A 26,258-nucleotide genomic window follows, 5' to 3' on the forward strand; every position below is an offset into this window, starting at 1 on the left:
TTATAAAACAATTAAATTTTCTTCTTATGAATACCGATATCGAAAATCTTTTTAAAGATAAAGTAATAGGACACCCCGCTGGTTTATTTGTGTTGTTTTTTACAGAAATGTGGGAGCGTTTTTCGTTTTACGGAATGCGTATTCTATTAGTATTATTTTTAACAGCACCAATTATAAGTGATAATCCTGGCTGGGAATGGCCACGTGAACACGCTTTAGCATTAATTGGTACTTATGCTTCATTACTATATTTAACACCAATAATAGGAGGTTGGGTTGCTGATAAAATTACTGGTTATCGATTAGCTGTTGTTTTAGGTTGTTTAATCATGACGCTTGGTCATGCAGCAATGGCTTTAGAAACCACTATGACTTTTTATTTAGGATTAGCTTTATTAGTAATTGGTACTGGTTTCTTTAAGCCTAATATTACTTCTATAATATCAGAAATGTATAAAGGAAAGGAATCTAAAAAGGATGGAGCTTATACGATTTTCTATATGGGTGTTAATGCTGGTGCATTCTTTGGAATGATGCTTTGTGGTTATTTAGCAGAAAATTTTGGATGGTCTTGGGGTTTTGGTCTGGCAGGAATATTTATGTTTTTGGGTATGTTACAATTTTGGCTAGCTGGAAGTTTATTTGGAAGTATTGGAGCTAAACCAAGTAAAGTTCACGAAGTGGAATTACCTCAAAACATTAATGAAGAAAGTCCTGTAGAAAGAGAAGGAAATAAGATAGATGAGAAACGGAATCCTTTTACCCTATTTGATAAGATATTAATTATTTTATCCTCCCTTGGGGGATTGCTTTACCTGTTTAATGACCCCTTAGAAAAAATTGATGGTACAAGTTTAGCGCCTTTCGAATTATTTGGTATGAGTGGTTCGAACATTATAGTTTTAGGTGCACTGGTGTTATTTTTAATTCTATTGGTTACAAGAATTGCTAGATATATTCCAATTGTTCGAGATAGAATTATTGCAGTATCTATTTTTGGATTATTTACAGTTTTCTTTTTTGCTTTTTTTGAGCAATCATTAGGTTCAATGACTTTGTTTGCAAGAGATTATACAAGTAGAAGTTTAGTGGGTAATTCCGCTATGATATTTAAAATAGTTGATGCATTACTAACAACTATACCGCTCATAATTATCACATGGGTGTTATTTTTATTATCAAAAAAGACATTTTCAAGAATAGGTTTGTCTAATATAATTTTAGGTGTTGCCTTTGCAGGTATTTGGTTTTTAGTAATTTTTAGATTGGTTAATAAATTCGCTGAACTTGGAAATGAAATTGAAGCAACTTGGTTTGGGATATTAAATTCATTTTTTATAATAACGCTTGCTCCATTATTTTCAAGATGGTGGGAAAGTAAATATAACCCAAGTGCCGCAATGAAATATGGTATTGGATTAATTTTGTTAGGTATAGGTTTTGCAATATTATCTTATGGAGCATCAGATATTCCTTCTGGAGCAAAAACAGCTTCCGTAAGTATGATTTTTTTAATTTTGGCATATTTATTTCATACTATGGGAGAATTGTGCTTATCCCCAGTAGGTTTATCGTATTTAAGTAAACTTGTTCCTGCACGTATGATAGGCTTTATGTTTGGGGTTTGGTATCTGGCAATTGCAGTAGGACAAAAAGCAGCTGGGACAATGGGAGGAATGATTGATAAAATTTCAGAAGAATACTCTCTAGGGACTTTCTTTTTAATATTTACTTTAATACCTATAGGTGTTGGGCTAGTTTCAATTTTATTAAACCCAGTGCTTAAAAAACTTATGCACGGTGTGCGTTAATCGAAAAAAAAGTTAAAAAATATTCAAAAAGCTCCTGATTAGGAGCTTTTTTTGTAAGTTCGGAACAACTTTTGCAACTCAGATGATTATGAAGAAGACTATACTTTTACTATTTGCTCTGGCTTTTATAAGTTTTAATGCCATAGCACAAAAGATAAATTGGGTAACTCTAGAAGAGGCTGTTGCACTTCAGAAGAAGACACCAAAAAAAATTATGATGGATGTTTATACCAATTGGTGTGGACCTTGTAAAATGTTAGACAAGAATACATTTCAGAATGAAGATGTAGCAGCTTATGTAAATAAAAATTATTACGCCGTAAAGTTTAATGCTGAGGGTAATGATGAGATTAATTTTAATGGTCAGAAATTTTCGAATCCAAATTATAATCCTGCTTTAGCAAAAAGAAGAAATTCTGCTCATGAGCTATCTCGATATTTTCAAATTCAAGCTTTTCCAACCATTGTGTTTTTAGATGAAGATGCAAATTTAATTTTCCCTTTAAAAGGATATAAAACTCCAGAGCAAATGGAACTCTATTTAAAAATGTTTAAAAAAGATGACCATAAAACACTTGATACTCAAGATAAATTTAACGAATACTACAAAGCTTTTAATTATGAGTTTAAAAGCTAATTTTGAAAAATATTTCAATGAAAAATATATTATTTACGCTCTTTTTAGGAATTTTAATTTCAGCCAGTAGTTTTTCGCAAGAAAGATTAACTTGGTATACAGATATTAATGAAGCGTTAGAAATTGCTGTTAATGAGAATAAAAAAGTCATGCTTTTTTTTACAGGTTCAGATTGGTGCGGTTGGTGTATAAAATTGCAAAATGAAGTTTTTAAAACTTCTGATTTTGAAGAATGGTCTGATGATGTTGTTTTAGTAGAATTGGACTTTCCAAGAAGAACGCCACAAGATGCAACATTAAAGGCTCAAAACCGTCAATTACAATCTATGTTTAAAGTAAGAGGGTATCCAGCGATACATTTTGTAAGTCCAGAGAAATTACCAGATGGAAAAATGAATTTGAACAATCTTGGTAAAACAGGCTATGTTCGAGGGGGTGCAAGTAAATGGCTAGAAGTCGCAAATAGTATTGTCAAAAAAGTGATTTAAACCTTTAATAATTTATAATAAAAGCTCCCTTTTTACTAGTTTGGTGAAAAGGGAGTTTTCTTTTTTTGCAAATACTTTCCCATCCTTTTACATAAGATTTATAGTTGCTACCATCTGCAATAATCTGTTTTGGGTTTAAAGAGTCTATTAAACGATTTAAATTAATTTTTGGAGACTGTGTAAGTAATACTAAATCTGGTTTAATTGATTTTATGTTATAAATACCTAAACTATCAACTATTAAAAGGTGTTTTTTATTGAGTCTATATATATTAGAAATATCATGTTCTTCTATTGTTTTAATATGATTTCCAACAACGTAATTGGTTATAATCTGGTTTGTTGATTTTGCAATACTATCAAGGTTACTAGCAACTAGAGTTTTATTATTTGTTGTATTTCCTAAAAGGCTATACTTGCTTTTATGAAATACAATAAATTCATTTGAAGGTTTATTAAAGTTTTTATATATAAAAGCAGCTTGAACAATAAGCACAGCAACTAAAAACATCCTCAGGTTTGAATAATTTTTTTTTAACAGAAGTCGAACAAAAGTTATTATTAATAAATAAGAAACCAATACATATAAAAAGCTAAAAGAAATGTCTTTAAATAAAAAATCTTCTTGTTTTGAAACCCATTCCACAAAATTATTCATTAACTCAATAATATACCCGTAAATATCGGCTATAAATTGAGGGAGTAAATTTAAAATAGCTAATACGATAACTAGAATACCAAAGCCTAAAATAACTCCTAAAAATGGTATTATAACTAAGTTTGATATGAAAAACAATCCAGGAAACTGATGAAAATAAAACAAACTTAAAGGCATTATTCCAAATTGAGCTGAAACTGTAATAGTAAGCGTATGCCAATAAAAATCTAGAAGTTTGTTTTTTGGTTTCCAAAAATTATATAAAAGCGGGTCGATTGTAACAATAGCAAAAACCGCCAAATAGCTTAGCTGAAAACCAACATCGAACAAAAACATGGGTTTAAAAAGCAATATAATAAACATGCTTATCGCCAAAGTATTGTAAATGTTTGTTGGTCTTTTAAGGTTTAAGGCTATGGCTACTATACTAAACATAGTTACAGCACGAGTAACAGATGCTGATAAACCAGCAATTAATGCAAAACTCCATAAAATAGTAACCAGTAAAATGGTTTTTATAAGTTTGCCATGTTTAAATTGTTCTAGGGGTTTGAAAATAAAGCTTAATATTAATAGAATAATACCAACATGAAGTCCTGAAACTGCCAAAATATGTATAACTCCTGCATTGGTGTAGCTAGTATAAACATCTTCACTAATATCTTGACGCTGACCTAATAAAAGTGCATTAATAATGGCAAGTTCATCAGGTTTAAAGTCATGGGGCTTTAGTTTTTTGTTAATATGCTCGCGAATATTATCGGCAACACCAAATAACGTTTTAGATTTAGATTCAATTGGTAATAATGCATTATTGGTTATGGAGAGTTGATGATAAATGTATTTCTTCTCTAAATAACTTTTGTAGTCAAATTGATGTGGGTTAAGCGGATGTGTTAAGTTTTTAAAATCTGTTTTACAAATATATATATCATCAACACTTAATAGTGATTGTAATGTGTCTTTTTGAATGTTTAAAAGTGTTTTTCCTGATGTATTTTTATTATCAACTTCTAAAACGTCAACAACATATTTGTCATAATAATTACTAGGTTTTAAAACTTCTCTAATTCTAAATGTAATCTTTGTTAAGCTGTCACTTTCTGTTGAAATTGCTTTAGTATAATGATTTGAAAAGTTTTTTTGATTATGAAGACTTGTTGTTAAAATTCCAACAGAAACCATAACTAAAAAAGCTAGCAAACCAAACCAAATTGTTTTAATAAATTGTTTTTTTGCAACTAAATAAAATGCTAATAGAATTAACAAAAGAGAAGCGGTTAATATAATCGAAATGCTAGGAGGAATTGTTATTAAATTCCCAATGATAATGCCTAGAATAAGACAAATAGTTAGTTTGATTATTGTAAAATTGAGTAATTTCATGCTCCTGTAAGATATAAAAATATCTTATTCTAATTATAGCTCATTTTGAAAGACGACCGGAATTACAAAACCCTGCGCGCCTGATGGAAGGCTTTTAACCAATAGGTTTCGTTAAGACCAGATATAATTACTCCTTTACTTGAAGTGGCGTGAATAAATTTAATGTCGTTGTCTCGAATGTCAATAATCAAACCAACATGGTTTATAGAATTTCTTCTATTTCCGGTTTTGAAAAAAAGTAAATCGCCTTTTAAAGCTTTTTTAAGTTGAATTTTATTGCCTTTTTTTGCCATGTCTCTAGAAATTCTTGGCAAGAAAATGTTGTTAGATTTAAAAGATTCATAAATCAATCCTGAGCAATCCATACCCGATTTTGTTGTTCCGCCCCATTTGTAGCGAACACCTTCAAACTGTTTAGCGTAATCAATGATGAAGTCTACTTTAGATTTTACGGAACCTGTTTCAGAAGTAGCTGCATTACTGCCTTCTTTTTTGTCCTTTTTGGTAATAATTTTTGTTGATGAAGCTTTTCTTTCTTTAGCACGTTTTGTAGACTTACAACTGCCAAAACTTATAACAAGAATAAGAATTAATAGTGTCCTTTTTATCTTAAAATTTAACAGACTCATAAATCAATTTTGCAGTTTTTTCACTGGCACCTTTACCTCCTAAAGCTTTTTCTAATTCATAATAATCTAGAAACAACTGTTTTCGCATTTTAGGATTTAGGATATTGTCCAACTCTTGTTTAAGCCTTTTTTTGTTGAAATTCTTTTGAATTAATTCAGTTACAACTTCTTTATCCATAACCAGGTTTACTAACGAAATATATTCTAAAGTTATTATTCGTTTGGCAATCTGATACGAAATGTTACTTCCTTTATAGCAAACTACTTGTGGTACTTTAAAAAGCGCTGTTTCTAAGGTGGCAGTTCCGGAAGTTACTAATGCTGCTATTGAAATACTTAATAAATCATAGGTTTGGTTTGCAATAAATTTAACATCATTAGATTTTATAAAAGGTTCATAAAAACTATAATCTTGACTTGGAGCACCAGCAATCACGAATTGATTATTAGGATATTTATCAACTAAACTCAACATTACAGAAAGCATTTTTTTTATTTCTTGCTTTCTACTTCCTGGCAATAATGCTATTATGGGTTTTTCTCCTAAATTGTGAGTTTTTCTAAATTTTAATTCATCAACTTGCTCTCTATTCGCTATGGCATCAATTAACGGATGTCCCACAAATGTAACATGATACCCGTGCTTTTTGTAAAAGGGTTTTACAAAAGGAAGAATGACGTACATATTGTCAATATCCCGCTTAATTGCTGTAACTCTACTAGCTCTAGATGCCCAAACTTGTGGAGAAATATAATAGCTTGTTCTGAACCCTTGTTGTTTTACCCACTTTGCAATACGCAAATTAAAACCAGAATTATCTATAAAAACGACTACATCAGGATTGAAATTTGAAATATCATTTTTGCAAAAAGAAATGTCTTTAAAAATTTTATTGAGATTCATTATGACTTCAACAAAACCCATAAAGGCACGTTCTTTATAGTGCTTTACTAAAGTGCCTCCAGCCAACTGCATGAGGTCTCCACCCCAAAACCTAATATCGGCATCAGCGTCAACAACTTTTAATGCTTTCATAAGGTTCGAGCCATGTAAGTCGCCTGATGCTTCTCCAGCTACAATATAGTACTTCATTATTTTATTGTTAGGTCGAGTACAGTCGAAGCCTCTATATAAACTTTTTAGTAAAACTTCTCGACTGCACTCGAGGGGACAAAAAATCAAAAAAGTTTAAAAACAAAAGTAAAAACAGCTATGAAAACTGTTATTAGTAAAACGCCTCTTGCTTTATAGTCTTGCCTTTTTCTTATAAAAATAAAAAAAGCTATTAAGTTTAAAATAGCCCCTAAACTTATTAGTTTTCCTAAAAAACCTTCTTCAGCGGCGGCTTTAATAACTAAAGCAAAATCATCTCCCTTTCCTAATAAATTAGCCGCTAAAAATAAACCAATAGTATTGGCTATTAAACCAACAAACATACCTATAAAAATGTCTTTTTTCATTTATTCTGAGTGTTTTTCAGTAGTTATAAATTCCAATTATTTAAATCTTTTAAAAAATGATGTGCCGTTAAATCAAATTGTACAGGAACTAATGATATATAGCCTTTTTCAAGAGCCCATTCATCAGTATCTTTACCACCATCTAAATTAACAAACTTACCTGTAAGCCAGTAATAATCTTTTCCTTGAGGTGTTTTTCGTTTGTCAAATTCTTCCACCCAATTGGCTTTAGCTTGTCTGCAAACTTTTATGCCTTTTATTTCTTTTTTAGGAATATTCGGGATATTAACATTTAAAACTACACCATTTGGTAAACCATGTTCTAAGACATTTTGGGTAATTGTTTTCACGTACGATTTACAGGCTTCAAAATTAGCGTCCCAATTGTAATCTAATAATGAAAACCCAATGGCTGGAATACCTTCAATTCCCGCTTCAATGGCTGCACTCATTGTGCCCGAGTAGATTACATTTATGGAAGCGTTAGAGCCATGGTTAATACCCGAAACACATAGGTCGGGGGGGCTGTCTAATAGTTCTCTTATGCCTAGTTTTACACAATCGGCGGGTGTGCCAGAGCAACTAAATTCTTTTTGTGGCCCATTATCTAAACGAACTTCCTCAGAATATAAGGTCGAGTTTAAAGTAATTGCATGCCCCATACCACTTTGCGGGCTGTTTGGTGCAACAACTACAACATCACCAATGGTGTTCATTACCGCTATTAAAGCTCGTATGCCTGGGGCATTAATACCATCGTCGTTCGTTACAAGTATAAGTGGTCTTTTGTGCATTATAATTTCATAAAACTCATCGCTAAAATACATAATTTCGTTAGTAAACGGTTAAATTCTTTGGTTTAACAAAAAATTAGTAGCGATTCAAGGAGTTGGCATGGTTTTTTCTTTATTTTAGTGAAAAATATGCTGTGCTTTCTAGAAGCAAAAAATATTAACACATGAAGAATATTATGAAAAGGAATTATAAAGTACTCTCATTACTACTGCTATTAGCGTTTGCGTCTTGTAGTTTTACATCAAAAAAATTCAGCAATCCAGATAAAGATAAATTACTAATTCAAATTATAACATTTGTGTTAGATCAGGGGCATTTTGATCCTATAGCTCTGGATGATGCTTTTTCTGAGGAATTGTTTTCAGATTATATAGAAATTGTAGATCCTGTTAAACGTTATTTTTACGAATCTGATTATAAGGACTTTGAAGCTTTTAAATTGAATCTTGATGACCAACTAAAAATAACGGATATTACATTTTTTAATGTTGTAAATGAGCGTATGCTTAAACGTATAGAGGAGGCTAAAGAAATATATAAAGATGTTTTATCAAAACCTTTTGATTATTCTATTGATGAAGAGTTTGATACAAATTATGAAAATAGCACGTTTGTAAAAAACAAAAAAGAGATGAAAGACCGTTGGAGAAGGCAATTAAAATTCTCAACACTCTCTAATTATGACGATATTAAAGAAGAAGAAAAAAGAGCTAAAGAAGCAAATTCTGATTATGTTTTAAAACCGGAGGAGCAAATAGAAGAAGAAGCACGCAAAGCAACTTTAAATTCTATTAATATTTATTTTGAAGATTATATTGATGATCAACGACGAGAAGATTGGTTTGCAGTTTATGTAAACACTATTGTTGAAGAGTTTGATCCACACACTTATTACTTGGCACCTAAAGGAAAGGAAGATTTTGATCAGCGTATGTCTGGTAAGCTTGAAGGTATTGGGGCAAGACTGCAAAAAAGAATGGATTATATTAAGATTGTAGAATTGATTTCTGGAGGCCCTGCTTGGAGAAGTAATGAGTTAGAAGTTGAAGATATTATTTTAAAAGTAAAACAAGAAGATGAAGAGTTTCCTGTAGATATTGTTGGAATGCGAATAAATGACGCAATAAAATATATAAAAGGCCCAAAAGGAACCAAAGTAATGCTTACTATTAAAAAAGTTGATGGATCTGTTAAAGAAGTTGAAATCATAAGAGATGTTGTTGAATTGGTTGAAACTTATGCTAAATCCTCAATTGTTGAAAAGGATGATAAAAAATTTGGTATTATTAATCTGCCTGCTTTTTATGTAGATTTTCAAGATTACAAAAATATTAATGCTGCCAAAGATGTAAAAAGCGAGATTGAATATTTAAAAGCAGAAGGCATGGAAGGCTTGGTGCTTGATTTGCGTAATAATGGTGGGGGGTCTTTGCCTGCTGTGGTAGATATGGCTGGTTTGTTTATTAAAGACGGGCCTATTGTGCAAGTGCGTTCAACAGATCAGCCTAAAGAGGTTTTAAAAGACAGAGATAAAACAATCTCTTGGGATGGACCTTTAGTGATTTTGGTAAACGAAATTTCTGCATCGGCTTCAGAAATTATGGCGGCGGCTATGCAAGACTATAAACGTGCTATCATTATTGGTGGTAAGCAAACTTATGGAAAAGGGACAGTTCAAAATGTTATTGATTTAAATAATATGCTTAGAAATAATACAAGCGGCGATTTAGGAGCATTGGCACTTACAAGACAAAAATATTACAGAATTAATGGAGGTTCGGTGCAATTAGAAGGTGTTAAAAGTGATGTTAATGTACCAGGGCGATTTAGTTTTATTGATGTAGGTGAAAAAGATAAAGATAATCCGTTACCTTATGATGAAATTGATGCCGCAGATTACACACCTTGGAATTATTATTTTGATTATGATGCTACTGTTAATAATAGTAAGAAACGAATGAGTACCAATGAGCAATTAAAGCTTATTGAAGAAAATGCAAAATGGGTTAAAAGTAAAATTGACGAAACGGTTTATTCTTTAAACTATAAGATATATAAAAACCAATTAGAAGCTAATGAGTTAGAATCTAAAAAGTTTGATGCTATTTCAAATTATAAAACAAACTTGACTTTCCAGTCTCATGGGTTTGAAAAAGCACTTATTGAACAAGATACTACCGACTTAAAAGAAAAACGCCAACGCTGGCATATAAATTTAAGTAAAGATGTGTATGTTGAAGAGGCTCTTAATGTATTAGAGGATTTAAAAACGTCATATCCAATTAAAAAAGTAGCATCTACGGTAAAGAATTAAAGACTATTTATGAGTCCTAAATCAAACTCACTAAAACAATTAGCGCTCCAAAAATTTAAAAAGAATTTTTGGGGCGTTTTTAGTTTTTATTTTATTGTTTTGGTAGGTGTGGTGTCTATTTTGGCTTATGCTTTTGCACCCGACAATTCTCAATATGCCAACCAAATGCATTTGTCAATACACTCTGAAAAACCTGGTTTTAAGGTTACAATGCTAAATATTCCATCTAAAATTAAAGTAAAACAAAGTGGGTTTGATAAATTATTCTTCGGAAAGAAAAATACAGATTCCGAAATCCCTATTTCTGAGTACAACATTAAAGATGATGTTTTAATATATAAAGAATATGCAACTGATGGATTGGAAGGTGCTGAAAAAGCTATTAAAATCAATACGTTTCCAAACAATTCACCACAAGACTTTATTAAAGAAAAAAGCTTTCTTTTTGGTACCGATAAATATGGGCGCGATTTATTAAGTCGTGTTTTAGTTGGCGCTCGAATATCTTTTTTTATTGGCTTTGTAGCCGTGCTTATTTCGTTGTTAATTGGGATTTTTATGGGAAGTATTGCGGGCTATTTTGGCGGAAAAGTTGATGCGGCAATTATGTGGATTATTAATGTAACATGGTCTATCCCAACGCTGTTATTAGTTATTGCTATTACACTAGCTTTAGGCAAAGGCTTTTGGCAAGTATTTATTGCGGTAGGTTTAACCATGTGGGTTGAGGTTGCTAGGGTAGTACGCGGACAAATAATAAGCGCAAAAGAAATGCAATACGTTACTGCGGCAAGGGCGCTAGGTTATAATGATTTTAGGATTATTACTAAACATATTTTACCCAATATAATGGCGCCAGTTATTGTAATTTCGGCAGCTAATTTTGCAGGGGCTATTTTAATAGAAAGCGGTTTGAGTTTTTTAGGTATTGGTGCGCAGCCACCAATGGCAAGCTGGGGAGCCATGATTAAAGATCATTACAATTATATAATTTTAGGTAAACCTTATTTAGCCATCATTCCTGGACTTTGTATTATGAGTTTAGTAATGGCTTTTATGCTGATTGGAAATGCGCTTAGGGATGCTTTGGATGTGAAAAGCTGAATTTAAAAGTGTTTAATTGATTGTTGTATTTTCTATTTCTAGAATGGTATTCCAAATAGTAGTATTTACAGGGATGCCTTTGTTTAGATTTTTTCTTCTTGCCTTCAAACTGCGTTCACCAGGATAATATGTTTTTTCTCCAGGTTTGTTTGGTGTTGTTTTATGTGTAAAATCTATAATTTCATTCAAAAGTTTTTCTTGTAAACTTGAATCGTTAAATGTTTTTTTGTCTAAGCAAATAAATATTTGTGAAACTCCTGTTTCAAATTCTTCCAAGCCTAATTTAAAAGTAGATTTTCCAGCTGATAAAATGGTTGCTAACATATCTAAAACCATTGAAAGTGCAGATCCTTTCCAATAGCCAATAGGTAAACTACGCTCACTTTCTAATATATGTTCTGGATTTTTAGTTAATTTGTTTTCATTGTCCCAGCCGCCTTCAAAAGGTAATTCTTCTCCTTTTAGTTTGTAATCATTTATTTTTCCAAAGGAGAATTGAGAAATAGCCATATCAAGAACAACGTGTCCTTCTTTTCTGGGTATTGATATTATAAAGGGATTGTTTCCAAGTTTTAATTCCTTGCCTCCCCAAGCTGGCATATTGGGTTTTGTGTTGGTGAAAAGAATAGAAATACAATTGTGATTTGCGGCTTGCCAGCCATAATATCCACCTCTCATCCAATGATTTGTGTTTCTTAAAGCAACTAGTCCAATTCCATTAGCTTTGGCTAATTCTATAGCACGATTGGTGCATTTTACGGCATTAATAATACCTGGTCCATTATTACCATCCCACCGTTCTAAACTTCCAAAAACTTCTTTCTTTTCAGCTTCAGAATCTTTGTTGATTAAATTCTTCTTTACATAGTCTGTAAAAAGTGGTACTCGATTTATACCATGAGAAGTTACACCAGAAAGTGAGTTTTCAGTAAATACCTCTGATAATAATTTTGCCTTTTCTTGAGGAAAATTGTGTTTTATAAAGATTTTGAAGAGCGTATTCTCCATTTCTTTTTTAGTAATTTGTACAGTTTTCATCTTAGTTGTATTAACATGTTTATGTTAAATTATGACAGAAGATTGATTCAGTAAATTAGAATTATTCTGGACTAAAATTCTCATTCAAACCATGAATATACCCTAAAACATCGTCTTTTCCAATGTCTTTTGAAGATGATGTTATAAAGTAATTTGGCATCTCTTCCCAAGTTTCTAAAAGAATATTTTTATAATTTTCAACATGGTTTTCAATAGCTTTAGGTCTTAGTTTGTCAGCTTTGGTAAATATGATTGAAAAAGGAATGCCGTTTTCACCAAGCCATTGCATAAACTCTAAATCTACAGGTTGCGGGTTGTGCCTTATATCAACTAGAACAAATGCAGTAACTAGTTGTTCTCGTAAACCAAAATACTGAGTTATAAATTTTTGAAATACCTTTTTTGCGCTTTTAGAAACACGTGCATAGCCATAACCTGGCAAATCTACTAAATGCCAATTTTTATTAATTAAAAAATGATTAATAAGCTGTGTTTTCCCTGGTCTTCCTGAAGTTTTCGCAAGGCTTTTCCTGCTAGTGAGCATGTTAATTAATGAAGATTTACCAACATTACTTCTTCCAATAAATGCGTATTCAGGTAGTCTGCTTTTTGGGCATTTTTCAACATCAGAGTTACTAACTACAAATTCTGCAGACTTAATTTTCATATTTTGAGTAAATGGATTTTTTTATAGAATTTGTCAGAATCCTTTTTTCTGTAACCAAGTATCAAGTATCTTGTTGAACTCATCAGGGTGTTCCATCATTGCAGCATGACCACATTTGTCAATCCAATATAATTCTGAATCTGGTAGTAATTCATTAAATTCTTCGGCAACTTCAGGCGGTGTGACACCATCATTTTTTCCCCAAATAATACACGTTGGGGTTGTTAAATCAGGCAAGTCTTTAGCCATATTGTGTCTTATTGCGCTTTTGGCAATCGCTAAAGTTTTTATAAGTTTATTTCGATTATTTACAGTTTCATAAACTTCATCAACAATATCTTTTGTAGCTACAGCTGGGTCGTAAAATACATCTTGGGCTTTCTTTTTAATTACCTCGTAATCACTACGCTTGGTGTAGCCACCGCCCATAGCATTTTCGTATAACCCAGAGCTTCCTGTTATTATAAGTGCTTTTACGCGTTCAGGAAAGAGTTTGGTATGGTATAAACCAATATGTCCACCTAAAGAGTTGCCTAATAAAATGACTTCTTTAAAACCTTTAAATTCAATAAAATCATGTAGGTATTTCGCGAAATATTTAACGTTGGTTTTAAGCAAAGATTTACTGTAAAGTGGTAATTCAGGGATAAGGACTTTGTAGTTTCTTGTACTGAAATATTCGGTTACAGCATCAAAATTACTAAGGCCTCCCATAAGGCCATGTAATACAATAATAGGTGTGCCTTCACCTGCTTCAATATAGCTGTAATTTTTTTCTTTTTTTAAACTATGCGTCATCAATAGGTTAGTCATTCATTCGATAAAAACAAATATAGGTATTTCATTCATATTTCCATCATAATAATTGTTTTCAAGGAAAAACAGGGGTTTTTATAAATGAGATTATTGAAACTTTAATAAAGACATATTAACAATATGAGTATTTCATAATTTAAAATTTTCAATTAGAAATTGAGCTTGTTATAGCGTGGGTTTTACAATCCTAAAATCGGTTAAAAAACATATTTGATTGAATATTTATTAACAAAGTGGTATTTAGTGGTATAAAGTGGGATAATTTTCAATATATTTGAAACTTAAACGTTTAAAACTCAGCAAACCGGATTGGATTTAATTACAGGGACATATGATTGTAAAGTTGATGCAAAGGGTAGGTTAATGATGCCTGCGGCTATAAAAAAGCAGCTTTCTGCGATTTTACAAGACGGATTTGTCTTGCGTCGTTCTGTTTTTCAAAAATGTTTGGAGCTTTATCCTATTGAAGAATGGCAGGTGTTAATGGGGAAGATGAACAAGTTAAATAAGTTTAAAAAGAAGAATAATGATTTTATAAGAAGGTTTACTGCAGGGGCAAAAATGGTTGATGTAGATGTGAGTGGTAGATTGTTGATTCCTAAAGATTTAACTGTTTTTGCGGAAATTTCGAAGAATATTGTTGTGGCTTCAGCAATTAATATTATTGAGATTTGGGATAAGGATTTATACGAACAGGTTATTAGTGACGCAACGATTGATTTTGCTGAATTAGCTGAAGATGTAATGGGACAAGATGACAATGACAATGGAATATCATAATCCTGTACTTCTTAAAGAAACCGTTGATGGTTTAAAGATAGATCCAAACGGTGTTTATGTGGATGTTACTTTTGGCGGTGGCGGACATAGTAAAGAAATTTTAAAACGCCTTGGTAATAAGGGAAAACTTTTTGCTTTTGATCAAGATTTGGATGCTCTTAGAAATACAATTGATGATGATAGATTTACACTGATACATGAAAACTTCAGGTTTGTAAAGCGTTTTTTGAGATTTCATGGTGTAAAGCAAGTTGATGGAGTTCTGGCTGATTTTGGTGTGTCTTCGCATCAATTTGATGTTGCTGAACGAGGATTTTCAACTCGTTTTGAAGCAGATTTGGATATGCGTATGAATCAAGAAAACGAGTTGTCAGCTTTTCATGTTGTTAATGAGTATGAGGAGGATAGATTAAAACAAGTGTTTTTGCAATATGGTGAGTTGCGTGCCGCTCCAGCTATGGCAAGATTAATAGTTGAATACAGGGAAACGGAACCAATAATTACTAGCGAGCAGCTAAAAACGGTGTTGAGGAAATTTTTGCCTCCAAGACATGAAAATAAGGTGCTAGCTCAAATTTATCAAGCAATTAGGATTGAGGTTAATCAAGAAATCGAGGTTTTAAAGGAGTTTTTACTTCAAACTCCAGAAGTATTAAAGGTTGGTGGTCGATTAAGTTTTATTTCCTATCACTCTCTTGAGGACAGGTTGGTAAAGCGTTTTATTAGAAATGGCATGTTTGAAGGAGAGCCAGAGCGAGATATGTTTGGAAATTTTGAGGTGCCACTAAAAAAAGTAAACGGATTAATTGTGCCAACAGCAGAAGAAATAAAAATAAATAATAGAGCAAGAAGTGCAAAACTTCGAATTGCGGAGAAATTATAAGTGAAGAAAAATATCTACAACATATTAAAGGGAACTTTTTTAGTCAGTGATGATTCATTTAGAAACTGGCGATTCATTCTATTCATTTCAGGGCTTGCTATAATAATGATTGCAAGCTCGCACAGTGCAGATAAAAAAGTATATGAAATTGCGCGATTAAAAAATGAAGTTAAAGAAATGCGTTCGGCATTTGTTGATGGACGATCTAAGCTTATGAGGCTTAAAATGGAATCGCATGTTATAGAAGTAATGAAAGATAAAGGGTTGGCACCTTCGGTTATTCCGCCAAAAAAAATTAAAGTTAAAAAAACTCAAAATTAAAGTTAAACCTTGGCAGTAAACGAAAGCAACATATTAAACCGTTTGTATTTTATAGCTGGATGTATGTTCATCTTCGGACTTGCTGTGGTTTTTAAATTGTTGAGTATTCAATTTCTTCAAGGCGATGTTTATCGGGCAAAAGCTACGGAGCGTGTTGTGAAAAATGTGGTTATCCCTGCTAATAGAGGAAATGTGTATTCGGTTAATGGTAATTTATTAGCAACCTCAATTCCTAAATACGATATCCGAATTGATGCCTTAACGCCAAAAACAAAAACTTTTGAAAAACACATAAAACCGCTTTGTGATTCACTTTTTAAATATTCAGGAAAACCTTCAAGTAAATTTGAAAAAGATATTAGGCGTGCACGGGCAAACAGAAATAGATACTTTTTGTTAGCAAGAAATATTGGTTATTCAGATTATATAAGATTAAGAAATTTTCCATTATTAGAATTAGGAGCTTTTAAAGGCGGTTTAATCGTTGAGCAAACTACAAAACGAGAACACCCAATGGGTGGTATTGCTCAGAGAACTATTGGTTACGAGCGTATTGATGATAAAGGAAATGTAACTAGACCTGGGATTGATGGTGCTTTTGGAATAAAGTATTTAAGAGGAGTTGATGGGCAGCGTAAAAAACAACAAATAGGAAAAGGGCAATGGAAGCCTTTAAGTGATGCTAATGAAATTGAACCAAAAGATGGCTATGATGTTTATACTACAATTGATGTAAACATACAAGATATTGCGCACCATGCATTGCTAGCGCAATTAGAAAAATATAAAGCAGACCATGGTTGTGTTGTGGTTATGGAAACAAAAACAGGAGAGATTCGAGCAATTTCAAATTTAGGAAGAAATAAAAACGGGCATTACTATGAGCGTTTAAATTATGCGGTAGGTGAAAGTCATGAATCGGGTTCTACATTTAAGCTTATGGCGCTTGCTGCAGCTTTTGAAGATAAAGTGGTTGATACAAGTGATGTTGTAGATACAGAAAAAGGAATTTTAAGCTTTTACGGAAAAAAGGTTCGCGATTCTAAGCACGGAGGTTATGGTAAGGTGACAGTTTCAAAAGCATTCGAAGTGTCTTCTAATACAGGTATTGTAAAAGCAATTGATCAAGCTTACAGAAAACAACCTGAAAAATTTGTCGACAGGTTGTATGATATGAATTTAAATAGTGATTTGAATTTACCAATTATAGGAGAGCCAAAACCAATCATTCCAGATCCGAGAGTTAAAAATGGGCGTTGGAGTGGTATTGCATTGCAATGGATGGCTTATGGCTACGGCGTATCATTTACACCTTTGCAAACCTTAACATTTTACAATGCGGTTGCTAATGATGGTGTAATGGTAAAACCAAGATTTTTAAGAGAAGTTAAGGAGTTTGATAAGGTTATTGAGCCTTTTGAAAAAGAAGTTATTAATAAAGAAATCTGTTCAAAAGAAACGATTGTAAAATTACAAGCATTGCTTAAAAATGTAGTTGAAAAGAAGCATGGGACGGGGTATAGACTGTATTCTAAGAATTTCTCAATGGCTGGAAAAACGGGTACTTGCCAAAAAGATTATAGGGATAAAGAAAAACTGAATTACATCTCATCATTTGCAGGGTATTTTCCTGCGGAGAATCCCAAGTATTCATGTATTGTAGTGATTCATGAGCCAGATAAAAGTGTTGGTTATTATGGAGCAGATGTATCAGGTCCAGTTTTTAAAAGAGTAGCTCAAAAAATATATACAGATACGCCTTTAGTAGATGAGATAGAATCCTTAGAAGTGAAAATGGGGGCTGTTGAAGATGAATATGAGAAATTTTACAAAACAGCTCAAATTTATAAAACGATTATGCCAAATTTAGTTGGTATGCCTGCTATGGATGCATTGGCATTATTAGAAAATATGCAGATTGATGTTAAAGTAAAATTGAATGGTAATGGTGTTGTAAAAGCACAGTCTGTTAATAAAAATACAAAGCTAAAAAATAATCAAATCATAGTTTTAAAAGCATCATGATAGCATTAAAAGACATATTGTATAAGGCTACCTTAAATGCTGTGGTTGGAAGTACTGGCATACATGTTCATGCTGTTAATTTTGATTCTAGAAAGGTTGAAAAAAATCACTTATTTGTTGCAATTCGTGGTTTGGTGGCTGATGGACATGATTATATTGAGACGGCTATAAAAAAAGGAGCGATAAGTGTAGTTTGTGAAAGTATGCCTAAAAAATTAGTTGATGGTGTTACTTATGTTGAAGTAGATAATACAAGTAAGGCTTTAGCTATCATAGCTTCAAATTTTTATAAAAATCCATCAGAAAACCTAAGACTTGTTGGTGTTACTGGAACAAATGGAAAAACTACGGTAACAAGTTTATTGTATCAGTTGTTTAAAAAAGCAGGGTATAAAGTTGGATTACTGTCTACTGTAAAAATTATGGTAGATGAAGTTGAATATAAAGCAACACATACCACTCCTGATTCGCTAACTATTAATAAGTATTTAAGTGAAATGAATGCTGAAGGTGTGGAGTTTTGCTTTATGGAAGTAAGCTCTCATGGTATTCATCAATTTAGAACAGAAGGTTTGCGCTTTGAAGGCGGCATTTTTACTAACTTATCACATGATCATCTAGATTATCATAAAACATTTGCAGAGTATAGAGATGTTAAAAAGAAATTCTTCGATAAATTATCTAGTCAAGCTTTTGCCTTGGTAAATATTGATGATAAAAATGGCTTGGTGATGCTGCAAAATAGCCAAGCAAAAAAATATACCTACGCCTTAAAGCAATATGCAGATTATAAAACTCAAATTTTAGAAAATCAGTTTGGAGGCTTATTGTTAAAGGTTAATGATAGCGAAGTGTGGACAAGACTTATTGGGAATTTTAACGCTTATAACGTGTTGGCAATTTACGCTACTGCGGAATTATTAGGGCTTGAAAAAGTAGAAATACTACGTTTAATAAGCGGTCTAGAAAGCGTAAGTGGTCGTTTTCAATATGTGATTTCAGATGAAAAAATAACGGCTATTGTTGATTATGCACATACACCTGATGCGTTAAAAAATGTGTTAGAGACTATTAATAGTATCCGGACTAAGAATGAAGAACTTATTACTGTTGTTGGTTGTGGAGGTGATAGAGATAAAATAAAGCGCCCGAAAATGGGACACATATCTTCTGCATTAAGTACCAAAGTGATTTTTACAAGTGATAATCCAAGAAGTGAAAAACCTGAAGATATTTTAAATGAAATTGAAGCAGGTGTTGAGCCTCAAAATTTCAAAAAAACACTAACTATTGAAGACAGGAAACAGGCTATAAAAACAGCTTGTCAAATGGCTCAGGCTAACGATATTATTTTAATAGCGGGTAAAGGTCATGAAACGTATCAAGAAATTAAAGGCGAACGCTATGATTTTGATGACCTTAAAATAGTAAAAGAATTTTTAAAACAATTACAAAAATAATATGCTGTATTACCTATTCGAATATTTAGAAAAACAGTTTCAGCTTTCAGGAGCTACGCTTTTTGGGTTTTTAACTTTCAGGGCGGCTTTGGCTATGATTTTGTCACTGTTAATTTCTACTATTTATGGTAAAAGAATCATTCGCTTTCTGCAAAAAAAGCAAATGGGAGAGACTATAAGAGATTTGGGTTTAGAAGGGCAAAAGGAAAAAGCTGGAACACCAACCATGGGAGGGCTTATCATTATTCTAGCAACACTTATTCCAGTGTTATTATTGGCTAAATTAGAAAACATTTACATCTTGCTTTTAATAGTAACAACGCTCTGGATGGGGGTTATTGGTTTTATTGATGATTATTTAAAGAAGTTTAAAAATGATAAAGAAGGGTTAAAAGGAAGGTTTAAGGTTTTAGGGCAAATAGGTTTAGGAATTATTGTAGGGGCAACCTTATTTTTTCATCAGGATGTAACGATGAAAGAGAAATTACCTATTGAAGAGCAACGTGTTTTATTGACTCAAAATCCAGATATAGAAGCTTCAAAATTATTTGAAGATGAAATGAAGTCAACTAAAACTACAATTCCTTTTGTTAAAGGAAATGAGTTTGATTATGCCGATTTAATTACTTGGATAAGTCCAGATTTAAAAAAATATGCATGGGTAATTTTTATTCTGATAGTTATAATCATCATTACAGGAGTTTCAAATGGAGCTAATTTAACAGATGGTATTGATGGTTTGGCAGCAGGAACTTCGGCAATTATTGTACTTACGTTAGGGATTTTTGCTTGGGTATCTGGTAACATTATTTTTTCAGAATACCTAAATATCATGTATATCCCAAGAGTTGAGGAAATCACAATTTATATAGCAGCTTTTGTAGGGGCTCTTATAGGTTTTTTATGGTATAACACCTTCCCAGCTCAAGTGTTTATGGGTGATACGGGAAGCTTGACCATAGGAGGGATTATAGCAGTAATAGCTATTGCAGTTCGTAAAGAATGGTTAATTCCTGTATTATGCGGAATTTTTGTTGCAGAAAATTTATCTGTCATTATGCAAGTAAGCTGGTTTAAATATACCAAAAAGAAGTATGGGGAAGGTCGTCGGATTTTTAAAATGTCGCCTTTGCATCACCATTATCAAAAATCTGGATATCACGAAAGTAAAATAGTTACACGGTTTTGGATTGTTGGGATTTTATTGGCTATCCTTTCAATTGTGACACTGAAAATTAGATAATACTTGTCATGCTGAGCGCAGTCGAAGCATCTCATGAAAAGAATGAAAAAACAAAGATTAGTCATATTAGGAGGAGGAGAAAGTGGTGTTGGAACAGCGCTTTTAGGAAAGGCAAAAGGATATGAAGTTTTTGTTTCCGATAAAGGAAAAATAAAAGAAAAGTACAAACAAGTTCTTATACATAATGAGATTGAATGGGAAGATGAAACGCATACAGAATCAAAAATTCTAAATGCCAATATCGTCATGAAAAGCCCTGGGATTCCAGATACAGTTGGTTTGGTAATGCAAATTCGTAAAAGAGGCATTTCTGTGCTTTCTGAAATTGAATTTGCTTCAAAATTCACCAATGCTACGATTGTTGGTGTTACAGGAAGTAATGGTAAAACAACCACAGCAACGTTAACGCATCACATTTTAAAACAAGAATTAAATGTAGGGTTGGCAGGAAATATTGGAGACAGTTTTGCAAAGCAGGTTTTGGAAGAAGGCTTCAAAAACTATGTATTAGAAATTAGTAGTTTTCAATTGGATGATGTTATTGATTTTAAGCCAAATATTGCTGTATTGCTAAATATCACTCCAGATCATTTAGACAGATATGAATACAAATTTGAAAATTATATCAGCTCTAAATTCAGAATTGCCATGAATCAAACAAAGGACGATTTTTTGATTTATGATGCCGATGATGAAGTAATTGTTAATCATTTGAAGAATAATCCAGTTCAATCCACATTATTGCCATTCTCATTGAAGAAACCTATTGAAAATGGTGCGTATTTAGATAAAAAAAATATTAAAATAACAATAAATAATAACCAGATAATTATGCCAACAGCAAACATTACTTTAGAAGGAAAGCACAATATTAAAAATGCCATGGCTGCTTCTACTGTGGCGCATTTACTAAAAATTAGAAAGCAGACTATTAGGGAGAGTTTAGAAAATTTTCAGGGTGTTGAGCATCGATTAGAACAAGTACTTAAAATCAATAAAGTACAGTATATAAACGATTCAAAAGCAACTAATGTAAATGCTACGTATTACGCTTTGGAAAGTATGGGAGCTCCCACAGTATGGATTGTTGGTGGTGTTGATAAGGGCAATAATTATGAGGAATTATTTCCGTTTATAAACGAAAAAGTAAAAGCAATTATTTGCTTGGGTGTAGATAATGAAAAGTTAATGAACACCTTTGGGAATATGGTTGACGTTATAATAGAAACTCAGTTTATGAATGAAGCGGTAAAAATAGCGTATAAGGTTGCAGAATCTGGAGATAATGTATTGCTTTCGCCAGCATGTGCAAGTTTTGATTTATTTGAAAATTATGAGGATCGTGGACGTCAATTTAAAGAAGCTGTAAGAAAATTGTAATAAGAGTGCAAACATTATTTAAAAACATAAAGGGAGATCGTTTAATTTGGGCAATAGTAGCGCTATTGGCAATCCTCTCGTTTTTACCTGTTTATAGTGCGGCTAGTAATTTGGCTTATAAAGGTACAGGAAGTAATACATTTACTTTTTTTGTTAAACATTTTGTTCATTTAGTTTTGGGTTTCGCAATAATTTATGGGGTTCATAAAATTCCATATAGATATTTTAAAGGACTGTCATTAATAATGATTCCCATTGTACTTGTTTTACTGGGTCTTACTATGATGCAAGGAACAACTATAGCAGGTGCTAATGCGAGTAGGTGGATTCAAATTCCTTTTGTAGGTATGTCATTTCAAACATCAACTTTAGCGGCTGTTGTTTTAATGGTGTATGTAGCGCGATACATGTCTAAAATTAAAGATGAAATTGTAACTTTTAAAGCATCGATATTACCACTTTGGATTCCTGTTTTTTTAGTGTTGATATTGATACTTCCTGCTAATTTTTCAACGGCAGCAATCATGTTTTTAATGGTGGTAATGTTGGTTTTTTTGGGAGGATATCCATTGCGTTATTTAGCCGTTATTATAGGTTTTGGGATTTTGGTTTTAACACTATTTATATTGATAGCAAAAGCATTTCCGGATGCCATGCCTAATAGAATTGATACTTGGATGGGAAGAATTGAAAGCTTTTCTAATCCTGAAGATACCGAAGCTGATTATCAAATAGAAAAAGCTAAAATTGCTATAGCAACTGGTGGAATTCAAGGTGTAGGACCTGGTAAAAGCATGCAGAAGAATTTTTTACCTCAATCATCTTCAGATTTCATATTTGCTATTATAATAGAAGAATATGGTTTAATTGGCGGATTTGTAATCATGATTTTATATTTATGGTTGCTCTTTAGGATAGTGATTGTAGCGCAAAAATCAGACACTATATTCGGGAAGTTGTTGGTTTTAGGTGTTGGTCTTCCAATAGTATTTCAAGCATTAATAAATATGGCAGTAGCTGTTGAGTTGTTCCCCGTTACAGGGCAAACATTACCACTAATAAGTAGTGGAGGAACTTCTATATGGATGACTTGTTTGGCAATAGGAATTATATTAAGTGTAAGTGCGAAAAGAGAGGAGATAAAAGAAAAAGAAATAAATGAGGATAATCCATTAGAAATTCTAAGCGAAGCAATTTAGATGAGTCAAAAATATAAAATTATATTATCTGGAGGAGGAACAGGAGGTCACATATATCCTGCAATAGCTATTGCAAACGAATTGAAATATCGTTTTCCTGATGCTGAGTTTTTATTTGTTGGGGCAAAGGGCAGAATGGAAATGGAAAAGGTGCCGCAAGCTGGTTATAAAATAAATGGGTTATGGATTTCTGGTATCCAACGAAAGCTAACCTTAAAGAATTTAAGTTTTCCTTTTAAGCTAGTTAGTAGCCTTTGGAAAGCTCATAAAATCATAAAAGCGTTTAAGCCAGATGTTGCTATAGGAACTGGTGGTTTTGCAAGCGGGCCATTATTGCAAATGGCTAATTCAAATAACATCCCATCGTTAATTCAAGAGCAGAATTCTTATCCTGGAATTACAAATAAGTTACTATCCAAGAAAGCTCAAAAAATATGTGTGGCATATGATGGTTTAGAACGATTCTTTCCGAAGGAAAAAATAATTAAAACAGGTAACCCGGTGCGCCAAGGATTGTTGGATATTGAGACAAAAATTGTTGAGGCAAAAAATTTTTACGATTTAAAGCATGGTAAGTTAACATTGTTAATAATAGGAGGAAGTTTAGGGTCTAGAAGAATTAATGAGTTAATTGAAAAAGAACTTGATTTTTTCGATACTCAAAACCTTCAAATTATATGGCAATGTGGAAAGTTGTACTATCAACAATATAAAATTTACGGGAACACAAATAGTATTCAGGTTTATGAGTTTTTAAATAATATGGATTTCGCTTATGCGGCAGCCGATATAGTTATTTCTAGAGCAGGAGCAAGTTCTGTTTCAGAATTGTGCATTGTTGGTAAGCCGGTTATTTTTATTCCTTCTCCAAATGTTGCTGAAGACCATCAAACTAAAAATGCTATGTCGATAGTAAATGCCAACGCTGCACTAATGATTAAAGAAGAAGATTTAGATGCCGATTTTGAAAACAAATTTTCATTGTTGTTAAATTCAACTGAAAAACAAAAATCGTTATCTGAAAACATAAAAAAATTAGCATTCGTAAATGCTACAAAAGATATAGTAGATGAAGTAGAAAAACTTCTGAAAGAAAGTAAATGAATTTAAAGGATATACATAGCGTCTATTTAATTGGTATTGGTGGTATTGGTATGAGTGCATTAGCTCATTATTTTCATGCAAACAAAAAACATGTTGCAGGTTATGATAAAACACAGACTGAGATTACTGATGGTTTAGTGGATTTAGGTATTGAAGTTAATTTTACTGATTCTATAGACAATGTTAATCCTGAATTTAAGAATATTGAAAGGACATTAGTTGTTTATACGCCTGCTATTCCTAAAAATCATAGTCAGTTAAGTTATTTTAAAGAAAACGGATTTAACGTATTAAAACGTTCTCAAATTTTAGGTTTAATTACAGAAAATACATTCTGTTTGGCTGTTGCAGGAACGCATGGTAAAACAACAACAACAAGTATTTTAGGACACTTAATGTATGAGTGTAAAGTGCCTTTAACAGCCTTTTTAGGTGGGATTAGTGAAAATTACAGTTCAAATTTAATTTTAAACGGAACAGATGTTTCGGTAGTCGAGGCAGATGAGTTTGATCGTTCATTTTTAACATTATCTCCAGATTTTGCATGCATTACCTCAATGGATGCAGATCATTTAGATATTTATGGAGATGCTTCAGAGTTAAAGAAAACATTCGAAGATTTTTCAAAAAAAATAAAACCTAATGGGAAATTGTTTGTTAAAAACGGCTTGCCGTTAAAAGGAATTACCTATGGTATTGAGGACGATTCAGATTATTCAATTCATAATATAAAAATAGAAAACGGTACATATGTATTTGATGTAAAAACACCAAATGCAGTACTTGAAAATTTAAAATTTAACCTGCCAGGTAGACATAATTTGTCGAATGCGTTAATAGCCTTGGCGATGGCTGTGGAATATGGTTGCCCACACCAGCAGCTCGCCAATGCTTTAGCCTCTTATAAAGGGGTTAAGCGCAGATTTACTTATCATATTAAAACCGATGATTTCGTATTTATTGATGATTATGCACATCACCCTGAAGAAATAAAAGCGGTACATCAAGCGGTAAGAGAAATGTATCCTAATAAAAAGGTGTTAGCTATTTTTCAACCACACTTATACAGTAGAACCAAAGATTTTGTAGACGATTTTGCAATTAGCTTATCTCAATTTGATGAGTTAATGTTATTAGATATTTATCCTGCCAGAGAAATGCCAATTGAGGGCGTGACTTCAAAGTGGTTATTAGACAAAATAAATATTAAAAACAAACAGTTGGTGAATAAAACTGATTTACTAACTAAAATTCATGAAAGTAATGCTCAAGTTATTTTAACCATTGGAGCAGGAGATATAGGAAAGGAAGTAAAACATATTAAAAAAGAATTCAGTATTGCGAGTTAATTGGGGTTACATAAAAATGGTTGTGTTGCTAGGCTTAGTAGTCTTTCTGTTCGCATTTGCATCATCACGAAATGCTAATAGAAATATATCAAAACCTAAAATAACATTTGTTGGTGAAAACAATCTTTTTGTATCAAACGAGACTGTTAGTAAATTGTTAATACAAAATTATGCAGGTGTTAAAAACATGGCTAAAGAAACTTTAGTTTTGAGTGAGTTAGAAAATGCCCTTAAATCTAATCCAATGATAAAAACTGCGGAAGTGTATGTTGCTGTAAATGGTACACTTAACGCTGAAATAGAACAAAAGACACCTATTGCAAGGATAAGTACAAATGCCTCTTACTATATTGATGAAGAAGGTTCATTTATGCCATTGTCGAAAAATTATTCTGCAAGAGTGCCTTTAGTTACTGGTTATATTGAAAAAAATAATTTAAAGAACGTTTATAAAATCGCTCTTAAAATTAGAAAAGATGAGTTTTTGAAAAAACATGTTTACGAGATTCATCAAGGAATTAATAAACAGCTTTATTTAAAGCTTAGAAAGTGTGATTTTTTAGTGCAATTAGGTAATGAGTATTTTTTGGATAAAAAGATTAATAACCTAAAAGCATTTTACAAAAAAAATCAAAAGGATAAAACGCTTAACAACTATAGTAAAGTGAATTTACAGTTTGAAAACCAAGTAATATGTACCAAAATTTAAG

Annotated in this window: 24 protein-coding genes; 16 read left to right on the top strand and 8 right to left on the bottom strand. The window is 32.2% G+C overall.

From position 1 onward, the window contains the following. Window positions 1-26 precede the first annotated feature (26 nt). The 3 genes from Q0870_RS08795 (at window position 27) to Q0870_RS08805 (ending at window position 2,936) form a co-directional block, all read left to right on the top strand. Window positions 27-1,811: a peptide MFS transporter gene (locus Q0870_RS08795; protein WP_298554668.1), complete on the top strand. Its 1,785-nt coding sequence runs from the start codon at window positions 27-29 to the stop codon at window positions 1,809-1,811. Window positions 1,812-1,899: 88 nt separating this feature from the next. Next, window positions 1,900-2,448 (top strand): thioredoxin fold domain-containing protein, encoded by a 549-nt coding sequence (locus Q0870_RS08800; RefSeq protein ID WP_298554671.1) that lies wholly within the window; start codon window positions 1,900-1,902, stop codon window positions 2,446-2,448. Window positions 2,449-2,465: 17 nt separating this feature from the next. Further along, entirely contained in the window at window positions 2,466-2,936 is a 471-nt protein-coding gene (locus tag Q0870_RS08805) for a thioredoxin family protein (protein WP_298554674.1), read from the top strand. A gap of 4 nt (window positions 2,937-2,940) precedes the next feature. Here Q0870_RS08805 and Q0870_RS08810 read toward each other — a convergent pair whose 3' ends face one another. From Q0870_RS08810 to surE, 5 genes are all read right to left on the bottom strand, one after another. Next, window positions 2,941-4,980 carry a ComEC/Rec2 family competence protein gene (locus Q0870_RS08810; RefSeq protein WP_298554677.1) on the bottom strand — a complete coding sequence of 680 codons (2,040 nt, stop codon included), beginning with the start codon at window positions 4,978-4,980 and terminating at the stop codon, window positions 2,941-2,943. A 62-nt stretch (window positions 4,981-5,042) separates the two neighbouring features. Then, entirely contained in the window at window positions 5,043-5,609 is a 567-nt protein-coding gene (locus Q0870_RS08815; RefSeq protein WP_298554680.1) for a C40 family peptidase, read from the bottom strand. Then, entirely contained in the window at window positions 5,590-6,702 is a 1,113-nt protein-coding gene (gene lpxB, locus Q0870_RS08820) for a lipid-A-disaccharide synthase (RefSeq protein WP_298554683.1), read from the bottom strand. Before lpxB ends, Q0870_RS08815 begins: the two co-directional genes overlap by 20 nt. An 86-nt stretch (window positions 6,703-6,788) precedes the next feature. Beyond that, window positions 6,789-7,070: a hypothetical protein gene (locus tag Q0870_RS08825; protein WP_298554686.1), complete on the bottom strand. Its 282-nt coding sequence runs from the start codon at window positions 7,068-7,070 to the stop codon at window positions 6,789-6,791. Window positions 7,071-7,093: 23 nt separating this feature from the next. Then, window positions 7,094-7,864: a 5'/3'-nucleotidase SurE gene (gene surE, locus Q0870_RS08830; RefSeq protein ID WP_298555214.1), complete on the bottom strand. Its 771-nt coding sequence runs from the start codon at window positions 7,862-7,864 to the stop codon at window positions 7,094-7,096. Window positions 7,865-8,028: 164 nt separating this feature from the next. Here surE and Q0870_RS08835 point away from each other — a divergent pair, with 164 nt between their 5' ends. Beyond that, window positions 8,029-10,179 (top strand): carboxy terminal-processing peptidase, encoded by a 2,151-nt coding sequence (locus Q0870_RS08835; protein ID WP_363317943.1) that lies wholly within the window; start codon window positions 8,029-8,031, stop codon window positions 10,177-10,179. Between the two features lie 9 nt (window positions 10,180-10,188). Next, window positions 10,189-11,283 carry an ABC transporter permease gene (locus tag Q0870_RS08840; RefSeq protein WP_298554689.1) on the top strand — a complete coding sequence of 365 codons (1,095 nt, stop codon included), beginning with the start codon at window positions 10,189-10,191 and terminating at the stop codon, window positions 11,281-11,283. 12 nt (window positions 11,284-11,295) lie between these two features. Here the strand turns inward: Q0870_RS08840 and yiaK are convergent, their stop codons facing one another. From yiaK to Q0870_RS08855, 3 genes are all read right to left on the bottom strand, one after another. Beyond that, window positions 11,296-12,321, bottom strand: coding sequence for a 3-dehydro-L-gulonate 2-dehydrogenase (gene yiaK / locus Q0870_RS08845; protein WP_298554691.1), 1,026 nt, complete (start codon window positions 12,319-12,321; stop codon window positions 11,296-11,298). Window positions 12,322-12,382: 61 nt separating this feature from the next. Further along, the gene (gene yihA, locus Q0870_RS08850) at window positions 12,383-12,988 is read right to left on the bottom strand and encodes a ribosome biogenesis GTP-binding protein YihA/YsxC (RefSeq protein WP_298554694.1); all 606 of its coding nucleotides are present in this window, start codon (window positions 12,986-12,988) and stop codon (window positions 12,383-12,385) included. A 33-nt stretch (window positions 12,989-13,021) separates the two neighbouring features. Then, complete coding sequence (locus Q0870_RS08855; RefSeq protein ID WP_298555218.1) at window positions 13,022-13,786, bottom strand: alpha/beta hydrolase; 765 nt, start codon at window positions 13,784-13,786, stop codon at window positions 13,022-13,024. A 327-nt stretch (window positions 13,787-14,113) separates the two neighbouring features. Here Q0870_RS08855 and mraZ point away from each other — a divergent pair, with 327 nt between their 5' ends. The 11 genes from mraZ to Q0870_RS08910 all read left to right on the top strand — a co-directional run bounded on the left by mraZ (window position 14,114) and on the right by Q0870_RS08910 (window position 26,257). Continuing rightward, window positions 14,114-14,584 carry a division/cell wall cluster transcriptional repressor MraZ gene (mraZ, locus tag Q0870_RS08860; RefSeq protein ID WP_298554697.1) on the top strand — a complete coding sequence of 157 codons (471 nt, stop codon included), beginning with the start codon at window positions 14,114-14,116 and terminating at the stop codon, window positions 14,582-14,584. Then, window positions 14,559-15,467, top strand: a complete 909-nt coding sequence (rsmH, locus tag Q0870_RS08865; RefSeq protein ID WP_298554700.1) for a 16S rRNA (cytosine(1402)-N(4))-methyltransferase RsmH — start codon at window positions 14,559-14,561, stop codon at window positions 15,465-15,467. Before mraZ ends, rsmH begins: the two co-directional genes overlap by 26 nt. Next, complete coding sequence (locus Q0870_RS08870; RefSeq protein ID WP_298554702.1) at window positions 15,468-15,788, top strand: FtsL-like putative cell division protein; 321 nt, start codon at window positions 15,468-15,470, stop codon at window positions 15,786-15,788. It begins immediately after the preceding gene. Between the two features lie 63 nt (window positions 15,789-15,851). Continuing rightward, window positions 15,852-17,813, top strand: a complete 1,962-nt coding sequence (locus tag Q0870_RS08875; protein WP_298555221.1) for a penicillin-binding protein — start codon at window positions 15,852-15,854, stop codon at window positions 17,811-17,813. Then, a complete protein-coding gene (locus Q0870_RS08880; protein WP_298554705.1) occupies window positions 17,810-19,273 on the top strand; it encodes a UDP-N-acetylmuramoyl-L-alanyl-D-glutamate--2,6-diaminopimelate ligase in 1,464 nt (487 codons plus the stop codon). Before Q0870_RS08875 ends, Q0870_RS08880 begins: the two co-directional genes overlap by 4 nt. 1 nt (window position 19,274) lies before the next feature. Next, on the top strand, window positions 19,275-20,516 hold the full coding sequence (gene mraY / locus Q0870_RS08885) for a phospho-N-acetylmuramoyl-pentapeptide-transferase (RefSeq protein ID WP_298554708.1): 1,242 nt from the start codon (window positions 19,275-19,277) through the stop codon (window positions 20,514-20,516). A 42-nt stretch (window positions 20,517-20,558) separates the two neighbouring features. Further along, window positions 20,559-21,896, top strand: coding sequence for a UDP-N-acetylmuramoyl-L-alanine--D-glutamate ligase (gene murD / locus Q0870_RS08890; RefSeq protein WP_298554712.1), 1,338 nt, complete (start codon window positions 20,559-20,561; stop codon window positions 21,894-21,896). A gap of 5 nt (window positions 21,897-21,901) precedes the next feature. After that, a complete protein-coding gene (locus Q0870_RS08895; RefSeq protein ID WP_298554715.1) occupies window positions 21,902-23,095 on the top strand; it encodes an FtsW/RodA/SpoVE family cell cycle protein in 1,194 nt (397 codons plus the stop codon). After that, the gene (gene murG, locus Q0870_RS08900; protein WP_298554717.1) at window positions 23,096-24,199 is read left to right on the top strand and encodes an undecaprenyldiphospho-muramoylpentapeptide beta-N-acetylglucosaminyltransferase; all 1,104 of its coding nucleotides are present in this window, start codon (window positions 23,096-23,098) and stop codon (window positions 24,197-24,199) included. Continuing rightward, window positions 24,196-25,548 (top strand): UDP-N-acetylmuramate--L-alanine ligase, encoded by a 1,353-nt coding sequence (gene murC, locus Q0870_RS08905; protein ID WP_298554719.1) that lies wholly within the window; start codon window positions 24,196-24,198, stop codon window positions 25,546-25,548. The genes murG and murC overlap by 4 nt, the downstream gene beginning before the upstream one ends. Window positions 25,549-25,564: 16 nt before the next feature. Continuing rightward, a complete protein-coding gene (locus Q0870_RS08910) occupies window positions 25,565-26,257 on the top strand; it encodes a hypothetical protein (RefSeq protein WP_363317944.1) in 693 nt (230 codons plus the stop codon). Window position 26,258 lies beyond the last annotated feature (1 nt).

The organism is uncultured Algibacter sp., from assembly GCF_947487575.1.
Classification (GTDB): Bacteria; Bacteroidota; Bacteroidia; order Flavobacteriales; family Flavobacteriaceae; genus Algibacter_B.